This window comes from Sphaerochaeta associata (assembly GCF_022869165.1).
GTDB classification, from domain to species: domain Bacteria; phylum Spirochaetota; class Spirochaetia; order Sphaerochaetales; family Sphaerochaetaceae; genus Sphaerochaeta; species Sphaerochaeta associata.
Genome location: NZ_CP094929.1, coordinates 1,735,780 through 1,758,842, shown reverse-complemented (window position 1 = coordinate 1,758,842; position 23,063 = coordinate 1,735,780). Strand labels below are relative to the sequence as shown.

General features: G+C 50.2%; 21 protein-coding genes and 1 tRNA gene. 18 read left to right on the top strand and 4 right to left on the bottom strand.

Annotation, left to right across the window (positions count from 1 at the left end):
- Positions 1–84 precede the first annotated feature (84 nt).
- From MUG09_RS08140 to MUG09_RS08110, 7 genes are all read left to right on the top strand, one after another.
- Positions 85–1,593 (top strand): IMP dehydrogenase, encoded by a 1,509-nt coding sequence (locus MUG09_RS08140; RefSeq protein ID WP_244775289.1) that lies wholly within the window; start codon positions 85–87, stop codon positions 1,591–1,593.
- A gap of 69 nt (positions 1,594–1,662) precedes the next feature.
- Positions 1,663–6,117 (top strand): EAL domain-containing protein, encoded by a 4,455-nt coding sequence (locus tag MUG09_RS08135; protein WP_244775287.1) that lies wholly within the window; start codon positions 1,663–1,665, stop codon positions 6,115–6,117.
- Positions 6,118–6,153: 36 nt separating this feature from the next.
- Positions 6,154–6,225, top strand: a tRNA-Val gene (locus tag MUG09_RS08130).
- Between the two features lie 83 nt (positions 6,226–6,308).
- Positions 6,309–7,109: a putative ABC transporter permease gene (locus MUG09_RS08125; protein WP_244775284.1), complete on the top strand. Its 801-nt coding sequence runs from the start codon at positions 6,309–6,311 to the stop codon at positions 7,107–7,109.
- The gene (locus MUG09_RS08120; protein ID WP_244775282.1) at positions 7,102–7,788 is read left to right on the top strand and encodes a YggS family pyridoxal phosphate-dependent enzyme; all 687 of its coding nucleotides are present in this window, start codon (positions 7,102–7,104) and stop codon (positions 7,786–7,788) included. The genes MUG09_RS08125 and MUG09_RS08120 overlap by 8 nt, the downstream gene beginning before the upstream one ends.
- Positions 7,788–8,120 carry a hypothetical protein gene (locus MUG09_RS08115; RefSeq protein ID WP_244775280.1) on the top strand — a complete coding sequence of 111 codons (333 nt, stop codon included), beginning with the start codon at positions 7,788–7,790 and terminating at the stop codon, positions 8,118–8,120. Before MUG09_RS08120 ends, MUG09_RS08115 begins: the two co-directional genes overlap by 1 nt.
- Positions 8,120–9,121, top strand: a complete 1,002-nt coding sequence (locus MUG09_RS08110) for an RluA family pseudouridine synthase (protein ID WP_244775277.1) — start codon at positions 8,120–8,122, stop codon at positions 9,119–9,121. The genes MUG09_RS08115 and MUG09_RS08110 overlap by 1 nt, the downstream gene beginning before the upstream one ends.
- On the opposite strand, the gene MUG09_RS08105 is transcribed toward MUG09_RS08110, so the two are convergent.
- A complete protein-coding gene (locus MUG09_RS08105) occupies positions 9,048–9,662 on the bottom strand; it encodes an MBL fold metallo-hydrolase (RefSeq protein WP_244775275.1) in 615 nt (204 codons plus the stop codon). The genes MUG09_RS08110 and MUG09_RS08105 overlap by 74 nt on opposite strands.
- Positions 9,659–10,237 (bottom strand): pentapeptide repeat-containing protein, encoded by a 579-nt coding sequence (locus MUG09_RS08100; RefSeq protein WP_244775273.1) that lies wholly within the window; start codon positions 10,235–10,237, stop codon positions 9,659–9,661. The genes MUG09_RS08105 and MUG09_RS08100 overlap by 4 nt, the downstream gene beginning before the upstream one ends.
- Positions 10,238–10,310: 73 nt before the next feature.
- Here MUG09_RS08100 and rsgA point away from each other — a divergent pair, with 73 nt between their 5' ends.
- The 5 genes from rsgA (at position 10,311) to udp (ending at position 15,348) form a co-directional block, all read left to right on the top strand.
- Positions 10,311–11,285 carry a ribosome small subunit-dependent GTPase A gene (gene rsgA / locus MUG09_RS08095; protein ID WP_244775270.1) on the top strand — a complete coding sequence of 325 codons (975 nt, stop codon included), beginning with the start codon at positions 10,311–10,313 and terminating at the stop codon, positions 11,283–11,285.
- Positions 11,266–13,614 (top strand): endonuclease MutS2, encoded by a 2,349-nt coding sequence (locus MUG09_RS08090; RefSeq protein ID WP_244775267.1) that lies wholly within the window; start codon positions 11,266–11,268, stop codon positions 13,612–13,614. Before rsgA ends, MUG09_RS08090 begins: the two co-directional genes overlap by 20 nt.
- 73 nt (positions 13,615–13,687) lie before the next feature.
- Positions 13,688–14,026: a GIY-YIG nuclease family protein gene (locus MUG09_RS08085; RefSeq protein WP_244775265.1), complete on the top strand. Its 339-nt coding sequence runs from the start codon at positions 13,688–13,690 to the stop codon at positions 14,024–14,026.
- Positions 14,023–14,502, top strand: coding sequence for a DUF6530 family protein (locus MUG09_RS08080; protein WP_244775264.1), 480 nt, complete (start codon positions 14,023–14,025; stop codon positions 14,500–14,502). Before MUG09_RS08085 ends, MUG09_RS08080 begins: the two co-directional genes overlap by 4 nt.
- Positions 14,503–14,559: 57 nt before the next feature.
- The gene (gene udp / locus MUG09_RS08075) at positions 14,560–15,348 is read left to right on the top strand and encodes a uridine phosphorylase (protein ID WP_244775263.1); all 789 of its coding nucleotides are present in this window, start codon (positions 14,560–14,562) and stop codon (positions 15,346–15,348) included.
- Here the strand turns inward: udp and MUG09_RS08070 are convergent.
- The gene (locus tag MUG09_RS08070; protein ID WP_244775262.1) at positions 15,304–15,732 is read right to left on the bottom strand and encodes a hypothetical protein; all 429 of its coding nucleotides are present in this window, start codon (positions 15,730–15,732) and stop codon (positions 15,304–15,306) included. The two genes, udp and MUG09_RS08070, sit on opposite strands and share 45 nt — an antisense overlap.
- A 44-nt stretch (positions 15,733–15,776) precedes the next feature.
- Entirely contained in the window at positions 15,777–16,091 is a 315-nt protein-coding gene (locus MUG09_RS08065; protein ID WP_244775261.1) for a GIY-YIG nuclease family protein, read from the bottom strand.
- A 262-nt stretch (positions 16,092–16,353) separates the two neighbouring features.
- Here MUG09_RS08065 and MUG09_RS08060 point away from each other — a divergent pair, with 262 nt between their 5' ends.
- From MUG09_RS08060 to MUG09_RS08035, 6 genes are read left to right on the top strand one after another with little or no spacing between them, the layout of a single operon-like run.
- Positions 16,354–16,956 (top strand): V-type ATP synthase subunit E, encoded by a 603-nt coding sequence (locus MUG09_RS08060; protein ID WP_244775260.1) that lies wholly within the window; start codon positions 16,354–16,356, stop codon positions 16,954–16,956.
- A 9-nt stretch (positions 16,957–16,965) separates the two neighbouring features.
- On the top strand, positions 16,966–17,499 hold the full coding sequence (locus MUG09_RS08055; protein WP_244775258.1) for a DUF2764 family protein: 534 nt from the start codon (positions 16,966–16,968) through the stop codon (positions 17,497–17,499).
- An 11-nt stretch (positions 17,500–17,510) separates the two neighbouring features.
- On the top strand, positions 17,511–19,268 hold the full coding sequence (locus MUG09_RS08050) for a V-type ATP synthase subunit A (RefSeq protein ID WP_244775256.1): 1,758 nt from the start codon (positions 17,511–17,513) through the stop codon (positions 19,266–19,268).
- A 10-nt stretch (positions 19,269–19,278) separates the two neighbouring features.
- Positions 19,279–20,583, top strand: a complete 1,305-nt coding sequence (locus MUG09_RS08045; RefSeq protein WP_244775253.1) for a V-type ATP synthase subunit B — start codon at positions 19,279–19,281, stop codon at positions 20,581–20,583.
- Between the two features lie 9 nt (positions 20,584–20,592).
- Positions 20,593–21,204 (top strand): V-type ATP synthase subunit D, encoded by a 612-nt coding sequence (locus MUG09_RS08040; protein WP_244775252.1) that lies wholly within the window; start codon positions 20,593–20,595, stop codon positions 21,202–21,204.
- A 13-nt stretch (positions 21,205–21,217) separates the two neighbouring features.
- A complete protein-coding gene (locus MUG09_RS08035; protein ID WP_244775250.1) occupies positions 21,218–23,044 on the top strand; it encodes a V-type ATP synthase subunit I in 1,827 nt (608 codons plus the stop codon).
- Positions 23,045–23,063 lie beyond the last annotated feature (19 nt).

Here is a 23,063-nt window from a genome sequence, read left to right as displayed (position 1 = left end):
GTAAGAAATTTTGTTGCATCCTGCTTGCTTTCTTTTTAGATTCTGGTCACACTATATTGCCAAAACCCTCTCAGGAGTCGTGTAATGGCCTACTTTTTTGACGAACCATCCAGAACCTTCAGTGAATATCTGCTTGTGCCGGGATATTCGGATACCAATTGCATTCCATCCAATGTTTCGCTGCGGACCGCTTTGGTTAAATACCCCGAAGGTGAACAACCGTCACTGAGTTTGAACATCCCCTTGGTCAGCGCCATCATGCAATCGGTAAGCGGCGAGCTCATGGCCAAAGCCTTGGCCAGGGAAGGCGGGCTGAGCTTCATCTACTCAAGTCAAAGCATAGAAGACCAAAGCGCCATGGTGGCAAGAGTGAAAGCGTTCAAAGCGGGTTTTGTTCCTTCCGATTCAAATCTCAGGCCCACCCAGACCCTCAAGGACCTTATAGCCTTGAAACATGCAAAAGGACACTCAACGATTGCCATTACCGATGACGGCAGTGCAAACGGTATACTGCTTGGAGTTGTTTCTTCCCGTGATTGGCGGCCGAGCAGGATGAGTGAGGATACTCCGATTTCCTCCTTCATGACCCCCTTTGAACGGTTGGTCTATGCTCGTGAGGGGGTGACGCTTTCCGAAGCCAATGACATCATCTGGGAGCACAAGCTGAACAGTCTGCCGATTGTAGACGCCTCCAATCGATTGCGATTTTTTGTATTCCGCAAGGACTACGACAGTCATAAGGAAAACCCGAATGAACTGCTTGACAAGCATAAGCGCTATATCGTCGGTGCAGGCATCAACACCCGCGATTATCAAAACAGGGTTCCCGCCCTGATAAAGAGCGGAGCCGACGTATTGTGCATCGACTCCTCGGAGGGTTTTTCCGAGTGGCAGAAACGTACGCTTTCCTGGATCAAGGACCAATATGGGGAATCGGTCAAGGTAGGGGCGGGCAATGTAGTCGACAAGGAGGGCTTTCTCTTTCTGGCAGAGAGCGGAGCCGATTTCGTAAAGGTCGGTATCGGCGGAGGCTCGATATGCATCACCCGCGAAACAAAAGGAATCGGTCGTGGACAGGCAACCGCTCTGATCGAGGTCGCTCAGGCCCGTGACGAGTATTTTAAGAAAACCGGCATCTATGTCCCGATATGCAGTGACGGGGGGATCGTGCACGATTACCACATGACCCTTGCCTTGGCGATGGGAGCCGATTTTTTAATGCTCGGCCGCTATTTCGCCCGCTTCGATGAAAGCCCGACCGAAAAGGTGAATGTGAAGGGCTCCTACATGAAGGAGTACTGGGGCGAGGGTTCTGCAAGGGCAAGGAACTGGCAACGGTACGACTTGGGAGGAGACGGAAAACTGAGCTTCGTCGAGGGTGTTGACTCCTATGTCCCGTACGCCGGTCCGTTGAAAGACAATGTGCAGCTTTCGTTGAGCAAAATCACCTCAACGATGTGCAACTGTGGTGCCTTGAGCATCGCCGAGCTGCAACAAAAGGCAAAACTCACGTTGGTTTCTTCCACCTCGATCATTGAAGGCGGGGCGCATGATGTCCTACTCAAGGACTCCAACGATATTCCAAAAAAGTAAGAATCTTACAACTTCGTACACTAACTGTGCTATAATTGGCCAATTTTATCCTATTGGGGTGTATGAGGTATGAAAGAAGTCCAGAGGAAGGTCAATGAAGGAGGGGCGTTCCTCTCGATCAACAATCTTCCTGGCGGTGTGGGTGTGTATGAGCTGGGTGACACCATCAAAGCGACGTATCTCAGTCGCGGTTTGGCAAAACTCCTGGGTTACAGCAGTGCCGAGTATCACATCTACACCGAATTACATCTGCTTGACGCGGTCCACCCTCAGGACAGGAAGCGTATTGGTTCGCTTTTTTCGAGAATCAAGAAGAGCCATCGAGAAATCGATACGGAATTTCGCATTAAAACAGAAGGGGAGCATTGGATTCGCCTTCTTGGACGCTTCGCTCGATTTCACGGACAATTTCCTGTCTATTACTTTGTTGCCAGCGATACCACCGAAGCACATCAAAGCAGTGTGTTGCTTGAACAACAGAACACCCGCCTTCACTTTGCCTTTACCCATTCAACGTTGGAGATGTGGGAGTATCATGCAGCTACGGACCGGGTGACCACGCTTTCACGCTCCATTCTCGGCGGACATCCACCCATACACATCTCTGATCCTGCAACGTATGTGCTGAAGCAGGAATTGATTCATCCATCCTTCGAGCAGACGCTGAAGCAGGATTTCGAAGACTTGGAGAGAGGCATCGCTCCCGATTCCATCCTGCGTGTGAAGAACAAGCACGGTCTGTACCGATACCTCCGATGCAGCTATTCGTTTTTAAAGGATAATGAAGGGAACAACAGCAGTGCCATCGGAGTGTTTCAGGATGTTCATGACGAGATTGAGACCCGCTTGCAGGTTTTGGGGAAAAACAAGGCTTTTTTCGCTGCATTCAATCTAGAGAGCGGTCGTCCGGTTCTCGCCGACAGTGCTACCAGAAAAATCATGCAGGGTCGGACTAACCTGTATGAGGTCTTTGAGCAGGTACTGAAAACCAGTGTGGAACCTTCATATTTTCATTTGTTCAGCGAAATATCCGATGCTGAAACATTGCAGAAATTTCTTTTATCGGGGCATAAGGAGTTTTCAACCGAGGCTCGGATGCAGCATCCTTCCTATCCCGAAAAAGGCTATCCATGGGTGCGTTTCACCCTGAGTATCGCTACTTCCACCGCTCAGGCAATTGGATACATCTCCATCCAGGATATAGATGTAGATACGATGCGACAGCAACAGTTGATTGAACGGTCTCAGCGCGATTCCCTTACAGGCTTGTTCAATCGCAGTTCACTTGAGGAGATGATAACCGACAGGCTTGAAAACCAAGATAGTGTCGGAGCGTTCTACCTCATCGACATCGATGTATTCAAGCAGATAAACGATACCTACGGACACGACCGTGGGGACAAGGTGCTCAAACAGATAGCAGAGATCCTGCTGTTACACTTTCCGAGCGAAGCGATCTTCGGCAGGCTCGGCGGAGATGAATTTGTCGTATACCTTCCCGATAGTCACGGTGAAGTCTACAGTCATTCCTTGGGAGCTTCGTTCTGCAATGCAGTTGCACGCAATACCGCCTTGGAAATTGCATGTACCTGTTCGGTGGGGATATGTTACAAGAAAGAAGAAGCAATCGGGTTTGGGCAGCTCTACCAGAATGCCGACCTTGCACTGTACAGAGCGAAAGAACAGGGTAGAAATCAATGCGTGTTGTATGACATGTCCATGGATGCAGCGAAACCCTTCACCTGGACGAACCACGAGTGGATTCTTGACAACCTGCCCGATACAATCGCCCTCAGTGATGCTGCAACCTGTGAAATGTTGTTTCTTAATAAGGCCGGCAGACAGAGGTTCGCCCCCATGGGAGGGTACCTTGGCAAACCATGTTATGAGGTGCTCTTTGACAGACAGGGCATCTGTCCGAATTGCATGACCCATGATTTGAACTATGATTCGTACCGACTGTGGGTTTCCACCTCCGACGATGGAACGAGCATGCTGCACAAGGAAAAATTGGTTCAATTTCATGACCGTCCTGCGAAGCTTACCGTGTTGGTCGATCAGGTCAAGCAGGCGCAGGATATCTCTTCCTTGAATTTTCATGGGCTTCAACCACAAAGAACAGACTTGCCTGCTTATTTGGCAAGCCTGCACTATGGGGGGGAAAGCTGGGATTATGACATCGAATGCGATGTGCTGACCATATTGCGTGTTGAAAAGCAAAAGCCGATGAATTTTCAGTTCCCGCTCTTTCTCAAACAGGGTGGTTTCGTGTCATGCATGCATGAAACGGATGCCTTGCTTGTACGCGACGCTTTGAAAGCAAAGGTACTTGATGGAAACGGGGAGCCGATCATCGTCAAGTTGCGTACCGATGAAACATCGAGGCAGTACATTCCCTGCATGCTTACCTGCTTGTATGCTGTTGATGACCAAAAGAGGGTGAGGCGCATCGGTGGCCAGATCATTGAATTTGCAGAGTATGGATTCAGTTGCCGTAAACCTGTCATGCCATCCATTCTCGGTCAGCTGAGTGTTCCTCTTCTGGTCTTCGGTTTTGACAACGAACCAACGTTTATGTATTGCAATCAGCAGTTCCTGCTGAAAATGGGCTTGGATGAGGATTTGCTTGAATCCAATCCCTTCCTCTGGCTTGGACAGCAGGATCGTATGCAATTTTTCCAATACCTGCGGACGTTGCTCGATAGAAAGCAAGGTAGTGGCTCATTTGTCTTCAAGGATCAGCATAATCGATACTTCAACCTTGTGCCTCATGCCGGACCTCTGTATGGAAGAGAACAGGTGGTGACACTCATTGTCCAGGATGTAAGCAGGGAGCGCCATCTTCTGGCCTTGAACCAACGCATGCAGCCTTATGTGGAACAAGCCCTTCAGGGCATAGCCGTGTTCCATGTTGCATCCGACTCATTGCAGGTGCAGTACATCAATGAGACCCTTGCACGGTTTTTGGGATACGAGCGAAATGTGCTTTTGGAAATACTGCATGGCAATGCACTCTCGCTTTTTCATCCAGAGGATTGCAGCCTGTTGCTGAGAAACATCGAGCAGATGTGCCTGAGCGGCAAATACGGGTCGCTTAGGCTTAGGCTGAGAACCAAGGACCAGAGGATTTTCTGGAGTGAGATAACGGTCAGGCAGGTCGGTGTCGTCGGTTGGGGGCAACCGTTCAGCCTGCTGTTTGATGACATCAATGAAGTCATGGCAAACCAACAGGAGAAGAAGCAGACCTTGGACCGATTGCACTACGCACTCAGCCATAATCTGCTTACCGGTCTGTACACCCGGCAGCGCTTTTACGAGGAAACCCGATTACTGCTTGATCAACACCATGGTACTGGCTATGTGATGGTGTACTGGAACATCGAGCGATTCAGCATCATCAACGAGTTGTTGGGATTTGAAACCGGCAATCAAGTTCTGCAACTGGTGGCTGAATCGCTGCGCTCGTTCATGAAAGATTGTGGTGTATATGCACATCTGGAAAGTGATCATTTTGCTGCATGCATTCCCAAGGAATGTTGCGACCTCGAAGCCTTGTCCCATGCCATCGATGTGGAATCGATTTCCCAAAGCATCGGCTACACGGTGACGGTGGTTTTCGGCATGTATGAGATTGATGATGAGAGTGTGCCGGTAAGCCAGCTGCTTGACCGCGCCCATAGCGCTGCAAAGGAGAGCAGGCAGAGCTACCTCAAGAGTTATGCCTTCTATAACCCGGCATTCAGATCAGATACCTTCAATGAGCAGGATGTCCTCAATGAGATGCATCAAGGATTGTCCGAGGGCCAATTCACCTTCCATCTCCAGCCGATTTACGATGTGCACAAAGAGCATGTCGTCTGCGCAGAGGCCTTGGTGCGTTGGGTGCATCCCAAGCGCGGGATCATAGCCCCTATTCAATTCATACCGGTTTTCGAGCGTTACGGGTTCATCACCACCTTGGATCTGTATCTATTGGATGCAATCTGTGCGTTTCTCGCCTCGTGCCAGGAAGAAGGGGAGCCTGTCGTTCCGATTTCCTTGAACCTGTCCCGCATCGACTTGAGCAACCGCAATATTGTAAGCCATATTACGAATACTGCTGAGAAGTACCGGATCGACCACCGCTTGATTCACTTGGAAGTTACCGAGACGGCCTACATCGACAACCCCGACCAGATGTGCCAGGTCGTCAAGGAGCTGCAGGGATTGGGATTCACCATTCTCATGGATGACTTTGGGACCGGGTATTCATCGATGAACATGCTGTACTCGCTTCCTTTGGATATACTTAAGATCGACCGGACATTCATCCAAGCTCTCGGGGAAGGCACGCGAAGCCGCTACATCATTGCATCTTTGATCGAGTTGGGCAAAAATCTCAGTTTTCCTGTCATCGCCGAGGGCGTGGAGACCGAAGAGCAGTTGAACTGCCTCAAGGATCTGGGATGCAACCTTGTTCAGGGGTATCTGTATTCGAAGCCGGTTGTACAAGCTGAATTCAGACAATTACTCAGAAAAGGTTGACATCGGTTCAATCTTTATGATACGTTCACTCTCGTCGGCCGGATAGCTCAGCGGGAGAGCGGTTGCCTTACACGCAACTGGTCGGGGGTTCAAATCCCTCTCCGGTCATAAACGTACCTTCGGGTGCGTTTTTTATTTGTAGTTGCCTCTCTGCATGAGATTGGGTATAGTGACCTAGGCGAGGTTGGGCAATGCAATTGGATCTACTCATTGGATATTTCTTTTGCTACGCTGTTATTGGATACATAGTAGAGGTGCTTTACTGCTCTTTCTTTGAAAAACGGTTGGTCAACCGCGGATTTTTGCATGGTCCGTATCTTCCGATCTACGGGTTCGGTTCGTTGATCATCATCCTGCTTTTCCAAAACCACTCAGTCCACCCCATGCTTGTTTTCATCCTGACATTCCTGTTGACAAGCCTGCTTGAATATGTGACGAGTTTTCTCCTTGAACGGCTCTTCAATGCAAAGCTATGGGATTACAGTACCTATCCCTTCAATCTTCACGGCAGGGTCTGCCTGCTCAACTCAACACTGTTCGGCTTGTTGGGTCTGCTGGTCATCTATGGCATACACCCCTTTGTGTTCTCTTTGATGCATGCATTGGATCCCCGGCTTCTTGACACGATGTCGACCGTAATCGTTGTGGTCATCAGCATCGACACCACCAGTTCGGTATTCAGAATGGCTGCATTCCAAAAGCAGCTTGGGGATTTCCGAAAGAAAGCCCAGGAGATCGAGGATCGAATGGCCCTGCTCTCCAAGCTTACCACAAACAAACCTTTGGAACAGTTGAAACTTCGCCTGGATGAGGAACGTGATGAATTGAGGCTGCGCCTTGAGTCAGCCTCCCGGAGAATATTGGATGCATTCCCCTCGATCACCAGTGTGAACGAGGAGAAACGGCTTCAGTTTGAAACACTGAAACAGCATACCAAAGAGTGGAGACAAAGGCGCAAAGCATTCCTGAGGAGGCATACAAGACGTGACTGACCTACAAAAGAATCGTGAAGAAATTCTCTCTGATATAGCAAAAGCTGCATCCACCTATGGACGTAATGCAAGGGACATCACCTTGATGGCGGTGAGCAAGACACATCCTTTTCAAGCCATGGAGGAACTTTTTGCGTGCGGGCAGCTGGTCTTTGGTGAGAATCGAGTACAGGAAGCGCAAGAGAAGCTGCCTTCCGGGCGACCACAAGGCATGCGTATACACCTGATCGGGCATTTGCAGACAAACAAGGCGAAAAAGGCTCTTGAACTCTTTGACGCAATAGACAGCGTCGACTCCCTCAAGCTTGCTCTCAAGCTTGAGAGCCTTGCCTGCAAGTCATTGCCCATCCTCCTGGAACTGAAGACTGCCCCCGAGGAGAGCAAGAGTGGGTTTGAAGATGAGCATGCTTTGTTTCAAGCCTTGGAAACAATCTCCTCCTTCAACAAAGTCAGCGTAAAGGGGTTGATGACCATCGGGCCTTTGGCAGGGAGTGAAACAGAGATACGAAAAGCATTTGCATTGCTGAGAACAACGGCGGAACGGGCAAAGCAGCGCTTTCCAGAACTGGATTTCTCAACCTTGAGCATGGGCATGAGCAGCGACTACCGCTATGCCATAGCAGAAGGTTCCACCTTGATACGGGTGGGAACACGACTGTTCGGCCCAAGGGAGGGATGATGCGAACCTTAGTCCTCACGCTTTGCCTGGTCCTCCTTTGCTGTTCGCTTCCTCTTGCAGCAGAACCGTTGAAGGATTATGTCCCGTACGAGAAGGATGAGTTTCCTCTCTTCACCTATAAGCTTCGAAGGGCTGAAACCCTCTTTCTGGGCTCACTGGTCATTACGTTGCCCGTAGCGATGCTTGTATACTCACTCGCCCAAAAGACCAACCTGATCGATCCTCCTGCAAGTGAATTGCAATCGCTATTGGTGCAAGGGTCCATCGCGGCTTCACTCTCCTTGGGAATCAGTGTGGCTGACTTTATCATCGGGGAAGTGGGGAACACGTGATGGCGGTGAAGGAAGAGATTCTTGCGTTGGTGGTTGATGCCATCCAAGAACCCAGACGACTGGATGCCTATGTAGCCTCCAAACAGGAGAAGGTTTCGCGCTCGCAGCTTTCAGATGAGAAAACACAACTCTACCTCAATGGAAAGCCGGTCAAGAAAAGTCGGCTTGTCAAGGAAGGCGATCGTATAGAAGTACACTACCAAGAGGCCTGCTTTGAGGGAATCGTCGCAGAAGACATCCCGTTGGATGTATTGTACGAGGATCAGGAGATGTTGGTCATCAACAAGGAGCAGGGGATGGTGGTGCATCCTGCAGCGGGAAATCATGAGCATACGCTGGTGCATGCGCTGCTTTTTCGCTATGGCCAGGATTTCTCCTCAGCTCTTGAGGATGATGAGGAAGGCGAGGTGGAAAACACGGAGCTTTCCGTGCGACCGGGCATCGTGCACCGTCTGGACAAGGACACCAGCGGGGTGCTGGTTATCGCCCGTAATCGGCAGAGCCACAAAAACCTGAGCGAACAGTTCAAGGAGCGGACGACGCGCAAAGTCTATATTACTCTGGCGAAGGGTGTCTTCAAGGAGAGGACGGGGTCGATCAGGACGAATCTCAAGCGCGATGGCAATGATCGAAAGAAGTTTACCACCTGCTCAAGCGGCGAGGGCAGGGATGCCCGTACCGATTACACCGTCCTCAGGCAGTACAGGGACTTTGCCTTGGTGCGCATAGAATTGTTTACCGGCAGGACTCATCAGATACGTGTACATTTCAAGTCCATCGGACATACCCTGCTTGGAGACCCTCTCTACGGCAAGGCTGAAGGTTTGACCTTGATGCTGCACGCCCTCCTCCTTGAGGTTGCCAGTCCTTCGACGGGCAGGAGAATCCGTTGTACAGCCCCCATGCCCGAACGATTCAGGGTGCTGCTTAAGACTGCTCCTCGTCCCGCCAGTGCTCGCGTTCGGTCTGGATCGTTCCCAACTGCAACAGGTCGTGATTGAACATCCGCTCGATGCGGATTTTGGATGCAGTCCCATGCCCTGGAAATATGAGGGTATTCTCATCCAAACCCATCAATCTCTGGTTGATTGAATTGATCAAGAGCGCTTGTTCCCGATACCCGGGAGTCGATCCGATTCTCCCGCACATCAGAGTATCGCCGGTGAAGAGGGCATGGTCTATTTTAAAGACCATGCTGTCAAGTGAGTGTCCCGGTACATGAATCACTTCAATTGCCAAGTTGCAGAGATTCAGAATCTGCTTGTCCTCGACCGATTGGTAGGGAAAGTCATACGAGCTGAACGATGAACCATAGACGGTGACATCGTAGATTTTCTTCAACGTTCCGAGTCCTTCCATATGGGATATGTGGCGGTGTGTAAGCAAGACATGTCTGAGGTTGTACTTGTTCGTTTCAATGAGATTGATCAGTTCCGAATCCACGTGGCCGGGGTCGATCAAGAGGGCTTCACTATGCTTCTTGGATGCGACCAGATAGGTGTTGCAAAAACCAACGACGGAGAAGTGCTGATAAATGTTCAACGGCGTGCCTCCTCGTAGTTCGAATACCGCAGTGAGACACGTCTTTGGTCCGTATGGACAAAGTCGGCTTTTTTCAAGTTGCAATCCTCGAAGGAAGTATCCCTGAGATAGCTGGAGTTGAACGTGGAGAAATATAGGTCGCAGTCGTTGAAATTGCATCGAAATGTGTCGACACCACAGAAGTTGGTGTGGATGATGATGGATCCTGAAAAATCACAATCTATCATTTTGCTGCCAGAAAATACTGCATAACGGCTGAGGATATTGTTGAAGGTGCAGTTCTCGAACAGACAAAAATCGAAGAAGGTGTTCAGCAGTGTTGTGTGGGAAAAATCTACATTGCGGAAGGTACACCATGCAAGATTGGATGCGATCAGTTCCTTCTTGGGTAGTACCAAATCCTCGAATTCACTGCCGGTGAGAGAAAAATCCACCATGTTCGTTTCACTGAGCAGCATCTGGATGCAGCGTGCCTGAAGTTCCTCTTGATTGGGGGAATGACGATAGCAATACGGGCCGTCTTCGCAGATGTAGGTGCGGCAGCCCGGGTGGGCGCAAGTCATAAAATTAAACATAGCTTAACAGTATCAAATACGCTTAGGTTGTCAAGAGAAGGTTTTGCAGATACAGTACATTCTGGGAGTACACATGGAGCAACATATCGGCCTGATTTGCAGGGGAATAAACAATATCTACACAGTCGAGGAGAAGGGTGTTTCCTACTTGTGCCGCATCAAGGGCAAGCAGCTTTCCCAAGTAATCGAGGAGTACAACCCGCTTGCCGTGGGTGATATGGTCAGCTTTGTCCCCACCAATGCACATGAGGGTCTGATTCTCGACCGCCTTCCCAGACGCAACAGTTTTCAGAGGTGGAATACTAAAGGCGGCAGCAACCAGACCGTTGTTGCCAATATGGATCTGATCGTGTGTGTCACCAGTGCCGATACCCCGCCGTTCAGGCCCCGGTTCATCGATCGTGTCATCGCCTGCTGCCAGGATGTCGATGTCATGATTGTGATGAACAAATGTGATTTTCCTCTTACCGAGGATGAGTACGAACGGTTCAAGCTCTATAAGACCCTTGGGTACCGTGTTTTGGGTGTGAGTGCAAAGACAGGTGAGAACATCGAGAAGCTGTACAAGGAGCTGGAAGGAAAGACCGTCGCTTTTGTCGGACAGAGCGGTGTAGGCAAGTCTACGTTGATCAACTGCCTTCTTGGCAGCGACCAACGCACCAGCGAGGTATGTGAAAAGTATAACCGTGGAAGGCATACGACCAACCATTCGCTGTTGATCAGCGGTCCTTTGTTTACGGTTGTCGACACACCTGGTGTTCGCGAGATACAGGTTCCCCATCGAGATAAGGCGACGCTGCAAGAGGCTTTCATCGAGTTCGCCCGGTATGCGAAAAACTGTGAGTATGAGAGGTGCCTGCATCAGGATGAACCAGGGTGCAAGGTGAAAGAAGCGGTTGAGGAGGATAAGATCCACTATGACCGCTATGAAAGTTACTTGAGGATGCTTGCCTCCCTTGATGACAAGGCCCCGCTGTGGGCGGGCAAGAATGATCGCTCCAATTCCTGGCGTACGAGAATGGATAAGGATGAATCACAAGAGTATTGAAGAACTGGGTTTTTACCAGGTAGTTAATCAGATGCAGGCTCATTCACGTTCCGAAGAGGGACGGGATTGCCTGTTGGAGTTGTCGTTTTTAACTGAGCAGGCGCTGCTTTCCAAGCGACAGGAAGAAATTGCAGGTCTTATCACGCTGCTCGGATCTTCTTTGGGCGGTTCTCTGCTGTCGTTTCCCTCCATCAAGGCATCCTTGGCCCTCTTGGGTGATCCGGTCAAGGCATTGGAAGGACCGGATTTGGTCGGTATCGCCCACTATATCGCCAGCTCCGAAATCCTGCAGTCATTTTGTAATCAAGCCCTCGATGACGGGTCTTCCTTTGAACCCTTGAAGGAGTTGATGGGGCGGTCTTTCGATGAGAACCTCAGACGGATCGGTCGGCATATCCTGGATGTGCTGGACGAGTCGGGTCAGGTGAAGGAGTCACATCCTGCGCTCAGACAGCTACGCAAGGAGGTGGAGGCCCATAAGAACGAGCGTTCACGCTTCTGCAGCCAATTCATCCATACAAACAGGGAAGTGGTGCAGACCGACCAGGAGGCATTGCGTGACGGCCGTCTGGTTATTCCTGTACGCAGCGATAGAAGGTCCAACGTGCAGGGTTTCATCACCAGCAGTTCTGCGACCGGCAATACCGTCTTCATGGAACCGTATCCCTTGGTGGAGATGAATAATTCCGTGGTGATGGCACAGAACCAAATTCTTATCGAAATCGCAAAAATTCTGAAACAGCTCAACGATGAGGTTCGTTCTTGGCGAAAGGAACTTTCCGATCTTGCTTTTCGTGTAGGGCAAACCGATGCCAGGCTGGCCATCGCAGAATGGGCAAGGGAAAAACAGTGCAGTCGTACCGATTTGGAGATTACACACTGCACCCTGATCAAGGCGCGTCACCCCTTGCTCGGCAAAAAGGTCGTTCCCATCACCATGCAACTCGATTCGGACATCAGGGCTGTGGTAATCAGCGGACCGAATGCCGGAGGAAAAACGGTAACCATCAAGACGGTGGGATTGTTCGCCCTGCTCAACCAATTCTGCGGATACATTCCCGCGCAGGAGGGCAGTGCACTGCCCGTCTTTGATGATATCTATACCGATATCGGGGACGAGCAGTCCATCGAGGCTGAACTTTCCACTTTCAGCGGACACATGAAGCAGATTGCCTACGTACTTTCCAACATGACAGGGCGCTCGCTGGTAATCCTGGATGAGCTGGGAAGTGGAACCGACCCTGTGGAGGGGTCCGCAATAGCACGGGCAACCCTGGAGTACTGCCTGCAAAAAGCGGCTTTGACCTTGGTTACCAGTCACCATGGAGTCCTCAAGCAGTTTGCCTACGCCAAGAAGGAGGTGATAAATGCCTCCATGGAGTTCAATGACAATTCGCATCTGCCTACCTTCAGGATCATACAGGGACTCCCGGGTGAAAGCCATGCACTCGATACTGCACGGTTGATGAAGCTTCCCCGGGATGTCCTTGCGAAAGCCGAACAGTACCTGGGCAGTGAAGCTGTGCAAATCGGTACTATCATAAAGGACTTGGAAGCCAAAAGGCGCGATCTTGAACGGCAGGAGACTGCCATGCACAAGCGGTATCTTGCGCTGCAAAGTGAAGTGAAAGCATTGCAATTGAAAGAGCTGAGGATCAAGCAGCGTGAGGCTCAGCTAAAGAGGGAACAGTCCACCGAACTGGCCCGATTCATGCAAACCAAGCGCAAGGAGCTGGAGAATCTGGTTGCCGAGCTGAGAACCGGCGAGGTGACCAAAGACAAGACCAAACAGGTGAAGACCTACCTTGAGGGTCTCTCCGAGAAACTGGCGCAGCAAGAGGAACAACTGCAGCAATTCGAGGATGAAATCGAGTTCCTCAAGCCCGAGGAGGCGCAACGGCTGGAAGTTGGAATGGATGTGTTGTGCGGCAGTGCAAAGCGGGAAGGCAAGATATTGGAAAAAAAGGGCAGGAACAGTTTTGTGGTCGCCATCGGCACCATGCGCATGACCCTCCCGTCGTCCCAGCTCAGCCTGCCCAAGCGGGTGGACCAGAAAGTGTCGGTACTCTTCCAAAGCAGTGCGCCGGAGCCGAAATTGGTTCTGGATGTCAGGGGCCTGATTCTCGAGGAAGCCTTGCATTTGCTTGACCAGCAGATAGAGAGCGCCCTGGTGCACGGCATGAGCACCTTCTCCATTATTCACGGCTATGGGGATGGAATTCTCAGCAAAGGAATTGGCAGCTATTTGAAAAAACACCGTTCGGTGCAAGACTATCGTTTTGCTCTTCCAGAGGACGGGGGAATGGGTAAGACGTACGTAATGCTCTAGATTGCAACCGCCTCTCTTTACATGAGAGGCTTTTTACTGTATTTAGTAAATTAGTAAATTACTAAAGGACATTATGGATAAGAAAGCTTTAAGAAAGCAATATGAAGAGATGAGACACCCGATGGGGTGTTTTATGCTCACCTGTTCAATCAGCGGCGAGCACTATATTGGTGTTACCAAGGATCTGGATACCATCAAGCAACGCATCTTCTTCAGACTGTCGGTAGGGGCCCTGGCGAATCTTCCGAGCCTTCAGGCTGCCTATGCGAACCATGGAGAGGATGCATTCACCTTCAAAATCCTTGAGTTTCTCCCACCGATGGAAGAAACGGAGGCAATAGAGGAGAATCTAGCGATCCTGTTGGAGTTGTATAAGGAACAGGTTCTTCAAGCAAAGGAGATACGTGTATGAATATTCCTACAACACTCAAGCACAAGCCGGTCATTGTAGTCCCGAATTATGAGAATGTGGATGGTGCTATGGCACTACAGAGCGACGCAAAAGGACTTTCGGTCGGCCTTGCCCAATGGAACGACCGGGGAAACATCGAAGCCTCTGCAAAAGTGTGGCGCCATACCGGAGAGAAATGGTCACGCCAAAGCGAGGAGCTGCCGCTGCACCGTGTCCTGGATCTGGCGATATTGGTGTGCAGAACCAATTTGTACTTTCAGGATGCCTATCGGTTACCCAAGTATTACGATCCCGCCCAAACACGAATTGACCGGATACCGATGCAGGGTGATGCGATGACGGTTGAGGTATGTACGGACAATGAGATGATCGATACCGATATTCGCCTGCTTGCCGATGTGGTCTCCCGGGAAGGGGAGCGCTTGGGAGAACGGTTCGCGTTGCTCTCATCGCTTTTGAAAACCATGGGATACTGAGCTTTCTTGCACTTCTGTTTTTGTGATGGTACCATAGGGGTATGAGAGGAGACAGGTATGTCTGATTATATGAATGGAACGGGTATCCAATACCATTTGCATATCAAGGAAGGCGATGTAGGCCGCTACGTTATTCTTCCCGGCGATCCAAAGCGTGTTCCACTGATTGCAAAGCATTTTGATGATGCGAAACAGGTGGCTGACACCCGGGAGTATGTAACCTATACAGGGTTTCTGGACGGGGAAAAGGTTTCTGTCACTTCCACGGGAATCGGAGGGCCTTCTGCTTCCATAGCCATGGAAGAGCTGTATAAATGCGGCAGTGACACCTTCATCCGCATGGGTACGTGCGGGGGCATCGCCCTTCCGGTCATGGGCGGTGATGTGGTTATTGCAACCGGTGCTGTACGCATGGAGGGAACAAGCCGCGAGTATGCTCCGATTGAATTTCCCGCCGTAGCCAGTTTTGAGGTCGTGCAGGCTCTTGCCGAGGCTGCAAACATGCTCGGAAAGAGGAGCCATATCGGTGTTGTGCAGTGCAAGGACTCCTTCTACGGTCAACATGATCCTGCAATCATGCCGGTCAGCTATGATTTGATCAACAAGTGGGAAGCCTGGAAACGCTTGGGCGTTCTCGCTTCCGAAATGGAAAGTGCAGCTTTGTTTGTCGTGGCAGCCCGTTTGGGAGCGCGATGCGGCAGTGCGTTTTCGGTGGTGGGAAACCAGGAACGTGAGATACTGGGTATGGACAATCCAAAGCTTCATGATACCGAGGATGCAATCCGGGTGACAGTACAAGCCCTACGCAATCTCATCGCAATCGACCGTGCGCGCTCTCTTGCTTGATTGGTTCTTTTTTGCTTTCAAAATAACTGATAAAGGATAGGGCAGGGCGTAAAACCCTGCCTTTCCCAATGCGGCGTAACAGTTGCTCGCGTGATAGAGTTCGTAGGTTCCGCAAAATGGATAGTTCCTGCCATGCATGCCGAGTCTTGCCAGAGATGCAAGCAGCTCTTCGTCTGTGAGTTGCTGTATAACCAATGTCTTGGTCCGGTACACTTGGATGCGACCCTGCAGAACAAGCTGCAGGCAATGAGGCAAGAGCAAATAATCGATTAGATTGCATGTATGCGCTTCGGCCCACTGCTGCCATGCTTGCAGACAGTGAAATGCGTCGTCTGCTGTAGCAAACAAACACCGTCGGGTTCTATAGGTAAGTAGGTAATACATCCGCCTCCTCCTGAAGGGACAGGTGCATCACCAGCTCTTTTGCTTCAGTAAAGGGAAGCTGATTGCAATTTCAGGGCATGAGTATGCTGTTCAAGCAAGCGTTGCAGATTTTCTTCCGCCGTTGCCTGATAGTAGGCATCGATACTGAAAAGCTCAAGGCCGATGGTTTCATACTCTTGTTGCAGTACCTCGTGCTCATAGGTGCCGAGATCCAAGGAGAAACGGATTTTCTGTATGTCCGATGCCAGGTCCTCGCTCATAACCAACAGGACCTTATTGCTTTGCAGGTTTTTGATTCGCAGCAATCCACGGACTTTTTGATTGGTAAACAAGTGGGAATATCGATCGTGTACAAGCATGAAGGCATCGTATCAAAAGTGGGACAAGTATGCAAACCACAATCACACTTGCATCCTCAATTGTGTGATTTGCTTCATATAATGGCAAATAAAATTCATATTACCGTGTTTACTGAGCGAAAGTATGCTGAAATAGGTTGAATTTTCTGTATCATTGCTGGATAATTGTCAGAGTTTGTCCAGAAGGTATGGGCTTTGGTTTGATTGCACAAGTCAGCGTTATCCCGTATCATTATGCACACAGTAGAAGGTAGGAAATCAGATGGCTCAACAAATTCAAGATTTGGTTGCTTCCATCCGCAAGGATGGGATTGAGGTTGCCCAAAAAGAGGCAGCCCAGATTATTGCTGATGCGAAGGCCCAGGCCGAAGATTTGATCAGAGAGGCGAAAAAAGAAGCAGCCTCATTGTTGGAGAAAGCACAGAGGGAGATCGACACTCGGGACCAAAGCGCACGTTCCAGCCTGCAACAGGCCAGCCGTGATGTGCAGCTCTCGCTCAAGAAAGCCATCACCACCCAGTTGGATAGACTGCTCGTCGAGCAGGTCGAGAAGGCTTATGCTTCAAATGATTTGGTTTCACTGATTGCCAGTGTCGTTGCTTCCCTTGGCGATGCCAAGCAACACGAAGTACAGTTGAGCCGGAAAGACTTTGATGCACTTGCCAAGAGTCTTGCTGGACAGTTGAGCGATGCCATCAAGGCCGGTCTTGAAATCAAGCCGGTTGCCTCCGTGTCTACTGGTTTCAGGATTGCCGCGAAGGATGGCGCCTCATTCTATGACTTCAGTGCAGAAGAGACAGCGGCGCTGCTTAAGCCATTCCTCTCTGCTGCAATCGAAAAGATCGTCTTCAGTTCGGCGAAGTAAGGAGACAACGTGGCTTCCTACTATTATCTGGTTGCGACCTTGCCGACGTTGCGCTTGGACGGGCCGCTTTCGTTTTCCACCGAAACTTTTCTCACGCTATGCAAAACGCAGGTCAGTGAACGGCACTACCACCTGCTTTGCATGGCTTTGAGCGGGGAGAAGGCCTCTCACCCTTTCTTGAAGGCGTATCAGCACTTCGAGACGATGGTGAACAAGGAACTGGTGGAACAACGAAGTCGAAAGCTGTCCCTTTCCGACCCTGCTTATCGCAACGATGCGGACAAGGAAGGAAGAATCAGCGATACGGTCCGTCAGGCCCTTGCCCAAGAGAATGTACTGGAGGCGGAGTTGCTCTTGCTAACCTTGCATTGGAAATTCTTGGACGAGCTTGCAACCTTGCATACCTTTGACATAGAGGCTCTCTTGAGTTTTGCACTCAAGTTGAAATTGCTTCAGCGAAAGAGTCTCTTTACCCGTGAGGAGGGAAATGCCGAGTTCAAGCGTCTCTTCTCCAATATTCAAACTGAAATAGCGAATAATTAGTGGAGTTTGATATGGCAAATACAAGTGGACGTGTTCTGGGCGTCAATGGAAACATGGTAACAGTCGAATTTGACAATGCCATCTCCAAGAACGAGGTAGGGTATATTCAGGTCGGTTCCGACCGCCTCAAGGGCGAGGTAATCCGCATCAACGGAAATACCGCCGCTCTTCAGGTGTTTGAAATGACCAACGGCATCAGTGTAGGCGACCGTGTTGAATTCACTGACGAAATGTTGAGCGTGGCGCTCGGGCCCGGTCTCTTGCAACAAATCTACGATGGTCTGCAGAATCCTCTTCCCCAGCTTGCCGAGCAGTGCGGCTTTTTCCTGCAGCGTGGCGTCTACCTCGATGCCATCCCGAATAAGAACTGGGATTTCACCCCGACCGCCGGCGTCGGTGACACCCTCTATCCCGGCGATACCTTCGGCACTGTTCCCGAAGGGTTGTTCACCCATCAAATCATGGTGCCGTTCACATTCGCCAATGTTCCCTACAAGGTGCTTTCGATCAAGGAAAAGGGCTCCTATGGGGTGCGTGACATTGTCTGTGTGGTTGAAGACCAAAAGGGCGCAAAAAAGGAGCTCTCCATGGTCTTTACCTGGCCTGTAAAGAAGGCCATCAAGCTTTACGAAGAGCGGCTTCGTCCCGATGAGACACTGGTTACAAAAATCAGGATCATCGATACTTTCCTGCCTGTCGCCAAGGGCGGCACCTACTGTACTCCCGGACCATTTGGAGCAGGAAAGACTGTTTTGCAACATATGACCAGCCGTAATGCCGATGTGGATATCGTAATCATAGCAGCCTGCGGTGAACGCGCCGGTGAGGTCGTTGAAGTACTTAAGGAGTTCCCCGAGCTCACCGACCCGAAGACCGGTCGGTCCTTGATGGAACGAACCATCATCATCTGCAATACTTCCTCCATGCCTGTAGCCAGTCGTGAGGCTTCGGTGTATACAGCGGTCACAATCGCAGAATACTACCGGCAGATGGGTTTGAACATTCTTCTGCTTGCCGATTCCACCAGCCGCTGGGCGCAGGCCATGCGGGAGATGAGTGGAAGACTTGAGGAGATTCCAGGTGAGGAAGCCTTCCCTGCCTACCTCGAGAGCAGGATTGCAGAGTTCTATGAACGAGCATGCAAAGTTCGACTCAAGGATGGACGCATTGGTTCCGTCACAATCGGCGGAACGGTAAGTCCTGCAGGCGGTAACTTCGAGGAGCCTGTCACCCAGGCTACACTGAAGGTTGTCGGTGCCTTCCATGGACTGAGCAGGGAGAGAAGTGATGCACGTAAGTATCCTGCCATCGACCCTCTCTCCTCATGGTCGAAATATGAGGGTGTCATCAAGGGAAGCAAAGTGGAGTATGCTCGACGCATCCTCTTCAGGGGTAGTGAAATCAACCAGATGATGAAGGTTGTAGGTGAAGAGGGAACTTCGGTCGTCGACTATGTAACGTATCAGAAGGGTGAGCTCCTGGATGCATGCTATCTTCAGCAGAACTCCTTCGACCCGGTCGACTCCTCAATCCCTATTGAACGACAGCGCTACTTGTTCGACTTGTTGTTCAAGGTCTTGGCAAGCGAGTTCGCCTTCGATGACAAGAAACAGGTTCGTTCGTTCTTCAATACTATCAGGCAGCATTTCCTGGACTGGAACAACGTTCCTTTCAAGGGAGAGCGATTTGCTCAGATTGAGAAAGAAATTGAGACGCTCTACAAGGGTAAACAGGTTGCTGTTGATCCTGATGCCGAGAAGCTGATCTAAGGGGTTGCAGATGCAAAAGGTATATTCAAAAATTGAGTCCATTGTCGGTAACGTCATCACAGTCCGTGCAAAGGATGTACGTAATAGTGAATTGGCTATTGTAACTTCCGGTTCAGTGCAGAGTTATGCCAACGTCATCAAACTCGACAATGATCTGGTTTCGCTGCAGGTTTTCAGTGGTGCGCAGGGAATTTCAACCGGTGATCAGGTTCGTTTCCTTGGAGTTCCCATGCGTGTCTCCTATACCGACAATCTTTTAGGTCGTGTGTTCGACGGTACCGGCACTCCTCGTGACAACGGCCCGTCCATGACCGAGAATATGATCGATATCGGCGGTCCTGCAGTAAACCCGGCGAAGCGCATCATCCCGAGAAACATGATCAGAACCGGTATTCCGATGATCGACGTATTCAATACGCTCGTAGAAAGCCAGAAACTGCCGATTTTCTCTGTCAGCGGAGAGCCGTACAACCAACTGCTCGCCCGCATCGCCATGCAGGCTGAAGTTGATTTGATCGTTCTTGGCGGCATGGGATTGAAGTATGATGACTATCTGTTCTTCAAGGATACCCTGGAAAGCAGTGGTGCAATGAGCAGGACGATTATGTTCATCCATACTGCAAGCGACCCGACCGTTGAGTGCATGCTGGTGCCGGACATGGCTCTTGCAGTAGCCGAACGCTTCGCCCTCGATGGAAAGAAGGTTCTGGTACTGCTTACCGATATGACCAACTTCGCCGACTCCATGAAGGAAATGGCCATTACCATGGATCAGGTGCCTTCCAACCGCGGCTATCCGGGAGACCTTTACAGTTCACTTGCTTCCCGTTATGAGAAGGCTGTAGACTTCGAGGGTGCCGGCTCGGTTACCATCCTGGCTGTTACCACCATGCCTGGTGACGACGTAACCCATCCGGTTCCAGACAATACCGGGTATATCACCGAGGGGCAGTACTACCTCAAGGGCGGACGCATCGAACCCTTTGGTTCGTTGAGCCGACTCAAGCAGCAGGTAAACAAGGATACCCGTGACGACCATCGTTCCTTGATGGACGGTATGATCAAGCTCTATGCTTCGTACAAGGAGTCTGTTGAGAAGAAGTCCATGGGATTCATGATGACCGAATGGGACGACAAACTCCTTAAGTATGGTCGTTTGTTTGAGTCCAAGTTGATGGATTTGAGTGTGAATATTTCTCTTGAGCAGGCATTGGACCTGGGTTGGGAGATTCTCTCTCAGTGTTTCGAACCGAATGAAACCGGTTTGAAGAGTGACCTTATCCTCAGCCGCTGGCCGAAGAAGTTGAACGACTAAGGAGCTTGCATGGCCGTCAAACTGACGAAGAACGAGCAAAAACTGCAAAAAGACCGATTGAAGCAATACCAACGGTATCTGCCGACCCTGCAGCTGAAAAAACAACAGCTGCAGATGGTCATCAGGCAGATTGAGACCGAGGTTGCTTCATTGCGGGTAAAACAGGAGAAGCTGGTTCAGGATATGCAGAGCTGGATCGCCGTTTACCATGAAAACTCGGCATTCAGCGCTGAGCACAAGGTTGAACAGTTGGTGAAAGTCGACCGGGTGGTTCGTACCAAGGGAAATATTGCAGGGGTTAACATTCCTGTTTTCAAGGAATTGACGTTTGTTCCCATCTCCTACGATTTGAGGGAGTTTCCCCTGTGGGTCGATAAAGGATTGGAAAGTCTTCGTGATTGTGCCCGGTACGATGCCTTGATATCAACTTTGGAACAGCAGATCAAGTTGCTGGGAAGGGAGTTGAGAACCACGAGCCAACGAGTCAATCTTTTTGAGAAAGTAAAAATTCCTGAGGCGAAAGATAATATCAGACGCATTGGGATTTATCTGGGAGATCAGCAGACTGCTGCCGTCGTCCGGGGTAAAATCGCCAAGAAAAAACTGGTGCAGGGGGCCTGATATGATAGTACCAATGAAAAAAGCCTATATCATTGTACAGGCGCATAATGGTCGCTCCATGCTCAGGGACCTGAGAAAAGCCGGGCTCCTGCATATCGACACCCAGCAGGTCCGCAATGATCGGATTGAAGGGCTTGAAAAGACGTATGACCAGATCAGCCAAATTCGCTCTGCCATTGCAGATTTGCAGGATAAGAAAAAACCTAAGGAGCAGCTGACGCTCTCTGATGAAGTCTTTGCCGAAGTTGCGGAACGCTATCAAGGACTCTTGGAGAGTAGAAAGAAGCTTGAAGAGCAGATTTCTCATGACAAGATTCAAATTGAAGCACTAAGTGCCTGGGGTGATTTCGATCCCGATCAGGTACGTACACTTGCAATGCAAGGAATCAAGCTGTATTTCTATACCATCACCAAGAAAGACCTGGAAAAACTAGACGCTTCAATCCAGTACCTTCCCTTGGCTCCTGTAGGCAGTCTGGAGGCCATTGCAACGGTTGGGAGTGAACTTCCCTCCGAGGTCTCGGCCACTCGTTTCTACCTTCCGGAGTATGGGCTTGGATTTCTGCAGAAGAGGTTCGCCTCGGATCAGAAGCAGCTTTCGCACATTGTTCAAAACCTCAAGCATGGCGCAGAATATCTTGATGCTTTTGCCCTGCAACTCAAGAAAATCGAGATGGCGATGCGTTTTGAACGGGTGGGTGAGTCTTTACAAGCAACCGAGGAGTTGACGTGGATTTGCGGATATCTGCCAGAAATGGAAGTTGAGAAATTCACCAGTCTTGCAGCTTCTCATCAGTGGGCTTATCTGCTCGATGATGTTTCAGAAGAGGACACTCCTCCGACGTTGGTCAAGTATGCAAAGGGTCTTGGAATCATCAAGCCTGTGTTCGATATCTTGGGCACGGTACCCGGATATCGCGAGAATGACATCAGTACCTGGTTCTTGCTCTTCTTCACCCTTTTCTTTGCCATGATCATCGGAGATGCAGGCTATGGCTTGATTTTCTTGGGTGCTGCAGTGGGTTTGCATGCAAAGCAGAAAAAGGCAACCACCTTGGTGATGCTCATCTATGTACTGAGTATCGCAACACTGGTGTGGGGGAGCCTGACAGGAACCTGGTTCGGTTCCAAAGCAATCTTGGTCGCTTTCCCCTTCCTTCAGAACTTGGTAATTCCTTCCATCTCGAACTATCCGGAGCTCTTTGGCTTGACTGCGGTGGATGCGCAGAACCAGGTGATGAAGTTCTGCTTCATCATTGGAACTGTTCAGCTTTCTCTTGCGTGCATTATGAACATCATGCACAAGATTCCCAAGAAAGACCTCAGTTTTGTCGCCGATATCGGGTGGTTGATCGATATCCTTGCGCTCTATTTCATCGTCCTGCAACTGGTTGTGGGAGAACCTGCGGATGTAATGCTGATATTCAGCATTGTAGGAATTGGTTTCCTTTTGGTTGTCAGCTTCGGAAGTCAAGCTCCTGGAGTGCCTTTTCTGAAAGGGTTCCTCAGCGGGTTGGGTGGTTTCTTTACCACCTTTCTCAACACCATCAGCGCCTTCTCAAATATCATGAGCTACATCAGGTTGTTTGCGGTGGGTATGGCATCGGTTGCGATTGCTCAAAGTTTCAACAGTATGGCAAGCGGCATGCTCAGCGGCTGGGCTTTACCGGCCGGTATTCTGATTTTGGTTATCGGGCACTCCTTGAACTTGGTCATGGGTTTGCTCAGTGTGGTCGTACATGGCGTACGTCTCAATCTCTTGGAGTTCTCCGGCCAGCTAGGAATGGAGTGGACCGGAATCGCATATGAACCGTTTGCACAAACGGTGGAAGAAAACTGATCGTTGTTTGGTAACAACT

Bases quoted from the DNA above. Each gene is read 5' to 3' on its own strand.
- MUG09_RS08140 (WP_244775289.1), top strand. From the start codon at position 85: ATGGCCTACTTTTTTGACGAACCATCCAGAACCTTCAGTGAATATCTG.
- MUG09_RS08135 (WP_244775287.1), top strand. From the start codon at position 1,663: ATGAAAGAAGTCCAGAGGAAGGTCAATGAAGGAGGGGCGTTCCTCTCG.
- MUG09_RS08125 (WP_244775284.1), top strand. From the start codon at position 6,309: ATGCAATTGGATCTACTCATTGGATATTTCTTTTGCTACGCTGTTATT.
- MUG09_RS08115 (WP_244775280.1), top strand. From the start codon at position 7,788: ATGCGAACCTTAGTCCTCACGCTTTGCCTGGTCCTCCTTTGCTGTTCG.
- MUG09_RS08110 (WP_244775277.1), top strand. From the start codon at position 8,120: ATGGCGGTGAAGGAAGAGATTCTTGCGTTGGTGGTTGATGCCATCCAA.
- MUG09_RS08100 (WP_244775273.1), bottom strand. From the start codon at position 10,237: ATGTTTAATTTTATGACTTGCGCCCACCCGGGCTGCCGCACCTACATC.
- rsgA (WP_244775270.1), top strand. From the start codon at position 10,311: ATGGAGCAACATATCGGCCTGATTTGCAGGGGAATAAACAATATCTAC.
- MUG09_RS08090 (WP_244775267.1), top strand. From the start codon at position 11,266: ATGAATCACAAGAGTATTGAAGAACTGGGTTTTTACCAGGTAGTTAAT.
- MUG09_RS08085 (WP_244775265.1), top strand. From the start codon at position 13,688: ATGGATAAGAAAGCTTTAAGAAAGCAATATGAAGAGATGAGACACCCG.
- MUG09_RS08080 (WP_244775264.1), top strand. From the start codon at position 14,023: ATGAATATTCCTACAACACTCAAGCACAAGCCGGTCATTGTAGTCCCG.
- udp (WP_244775263.1), top strand. From the start codon at position 14,560: ATGTCTGATTATATGAATGGAACGGGTATCCAATACCATTTGCATATC.
- MUG09_RS08070 (WP_244775262.1), bottom strand. From the start codon at position 15,732: ATGTATTACCTACTTACCTATAGAACCCGACGGTGTTTGTTTGCTACA.
- MUG09_RS08065 (WP_244775261.1), bottom strand. From the start codon at position 16,091: ATGCTTGTACACGATCGATATTCCCACTTGTTTACCAATCAAAAAGTC.
- MUG09_RS08060 (WP_244775260.1), top strand. From the start codon at position 16,354: ATGGCTCAACAAATTCAAGATTTGGTTGCTTCCATCCGCAAGGATGGG.
- MUG09_RS08050 (WP_244775256.1), top strand. From the start codon at position 17,511: ATGGCAAATACAAGTGGACGTGTTCTGGGCGTCAATGGAAACATGGTA.
- MUG09_RS08045 (WP_244775253.1), top strand. From the start codon at position 19,279: ATGCAAAAGGTATATTCAAAAATTGAGTCCATTGTCGGTAACGTCATC.
- MUG09_RS08040 (WP_244775252.1), top strand. From the start codon at position 20,593: ATGGCCGTCAAACTGACGAAGAACGAGCAAAAACTGCAAAAAGACCGA.
- MUG09_RS08035 (WP_244775250.1), top strand. From the start codon at position 21,218: ATGAAAAAAGCCTATATCATTGTACAGGCGCATAATGGTCGCTCCATG.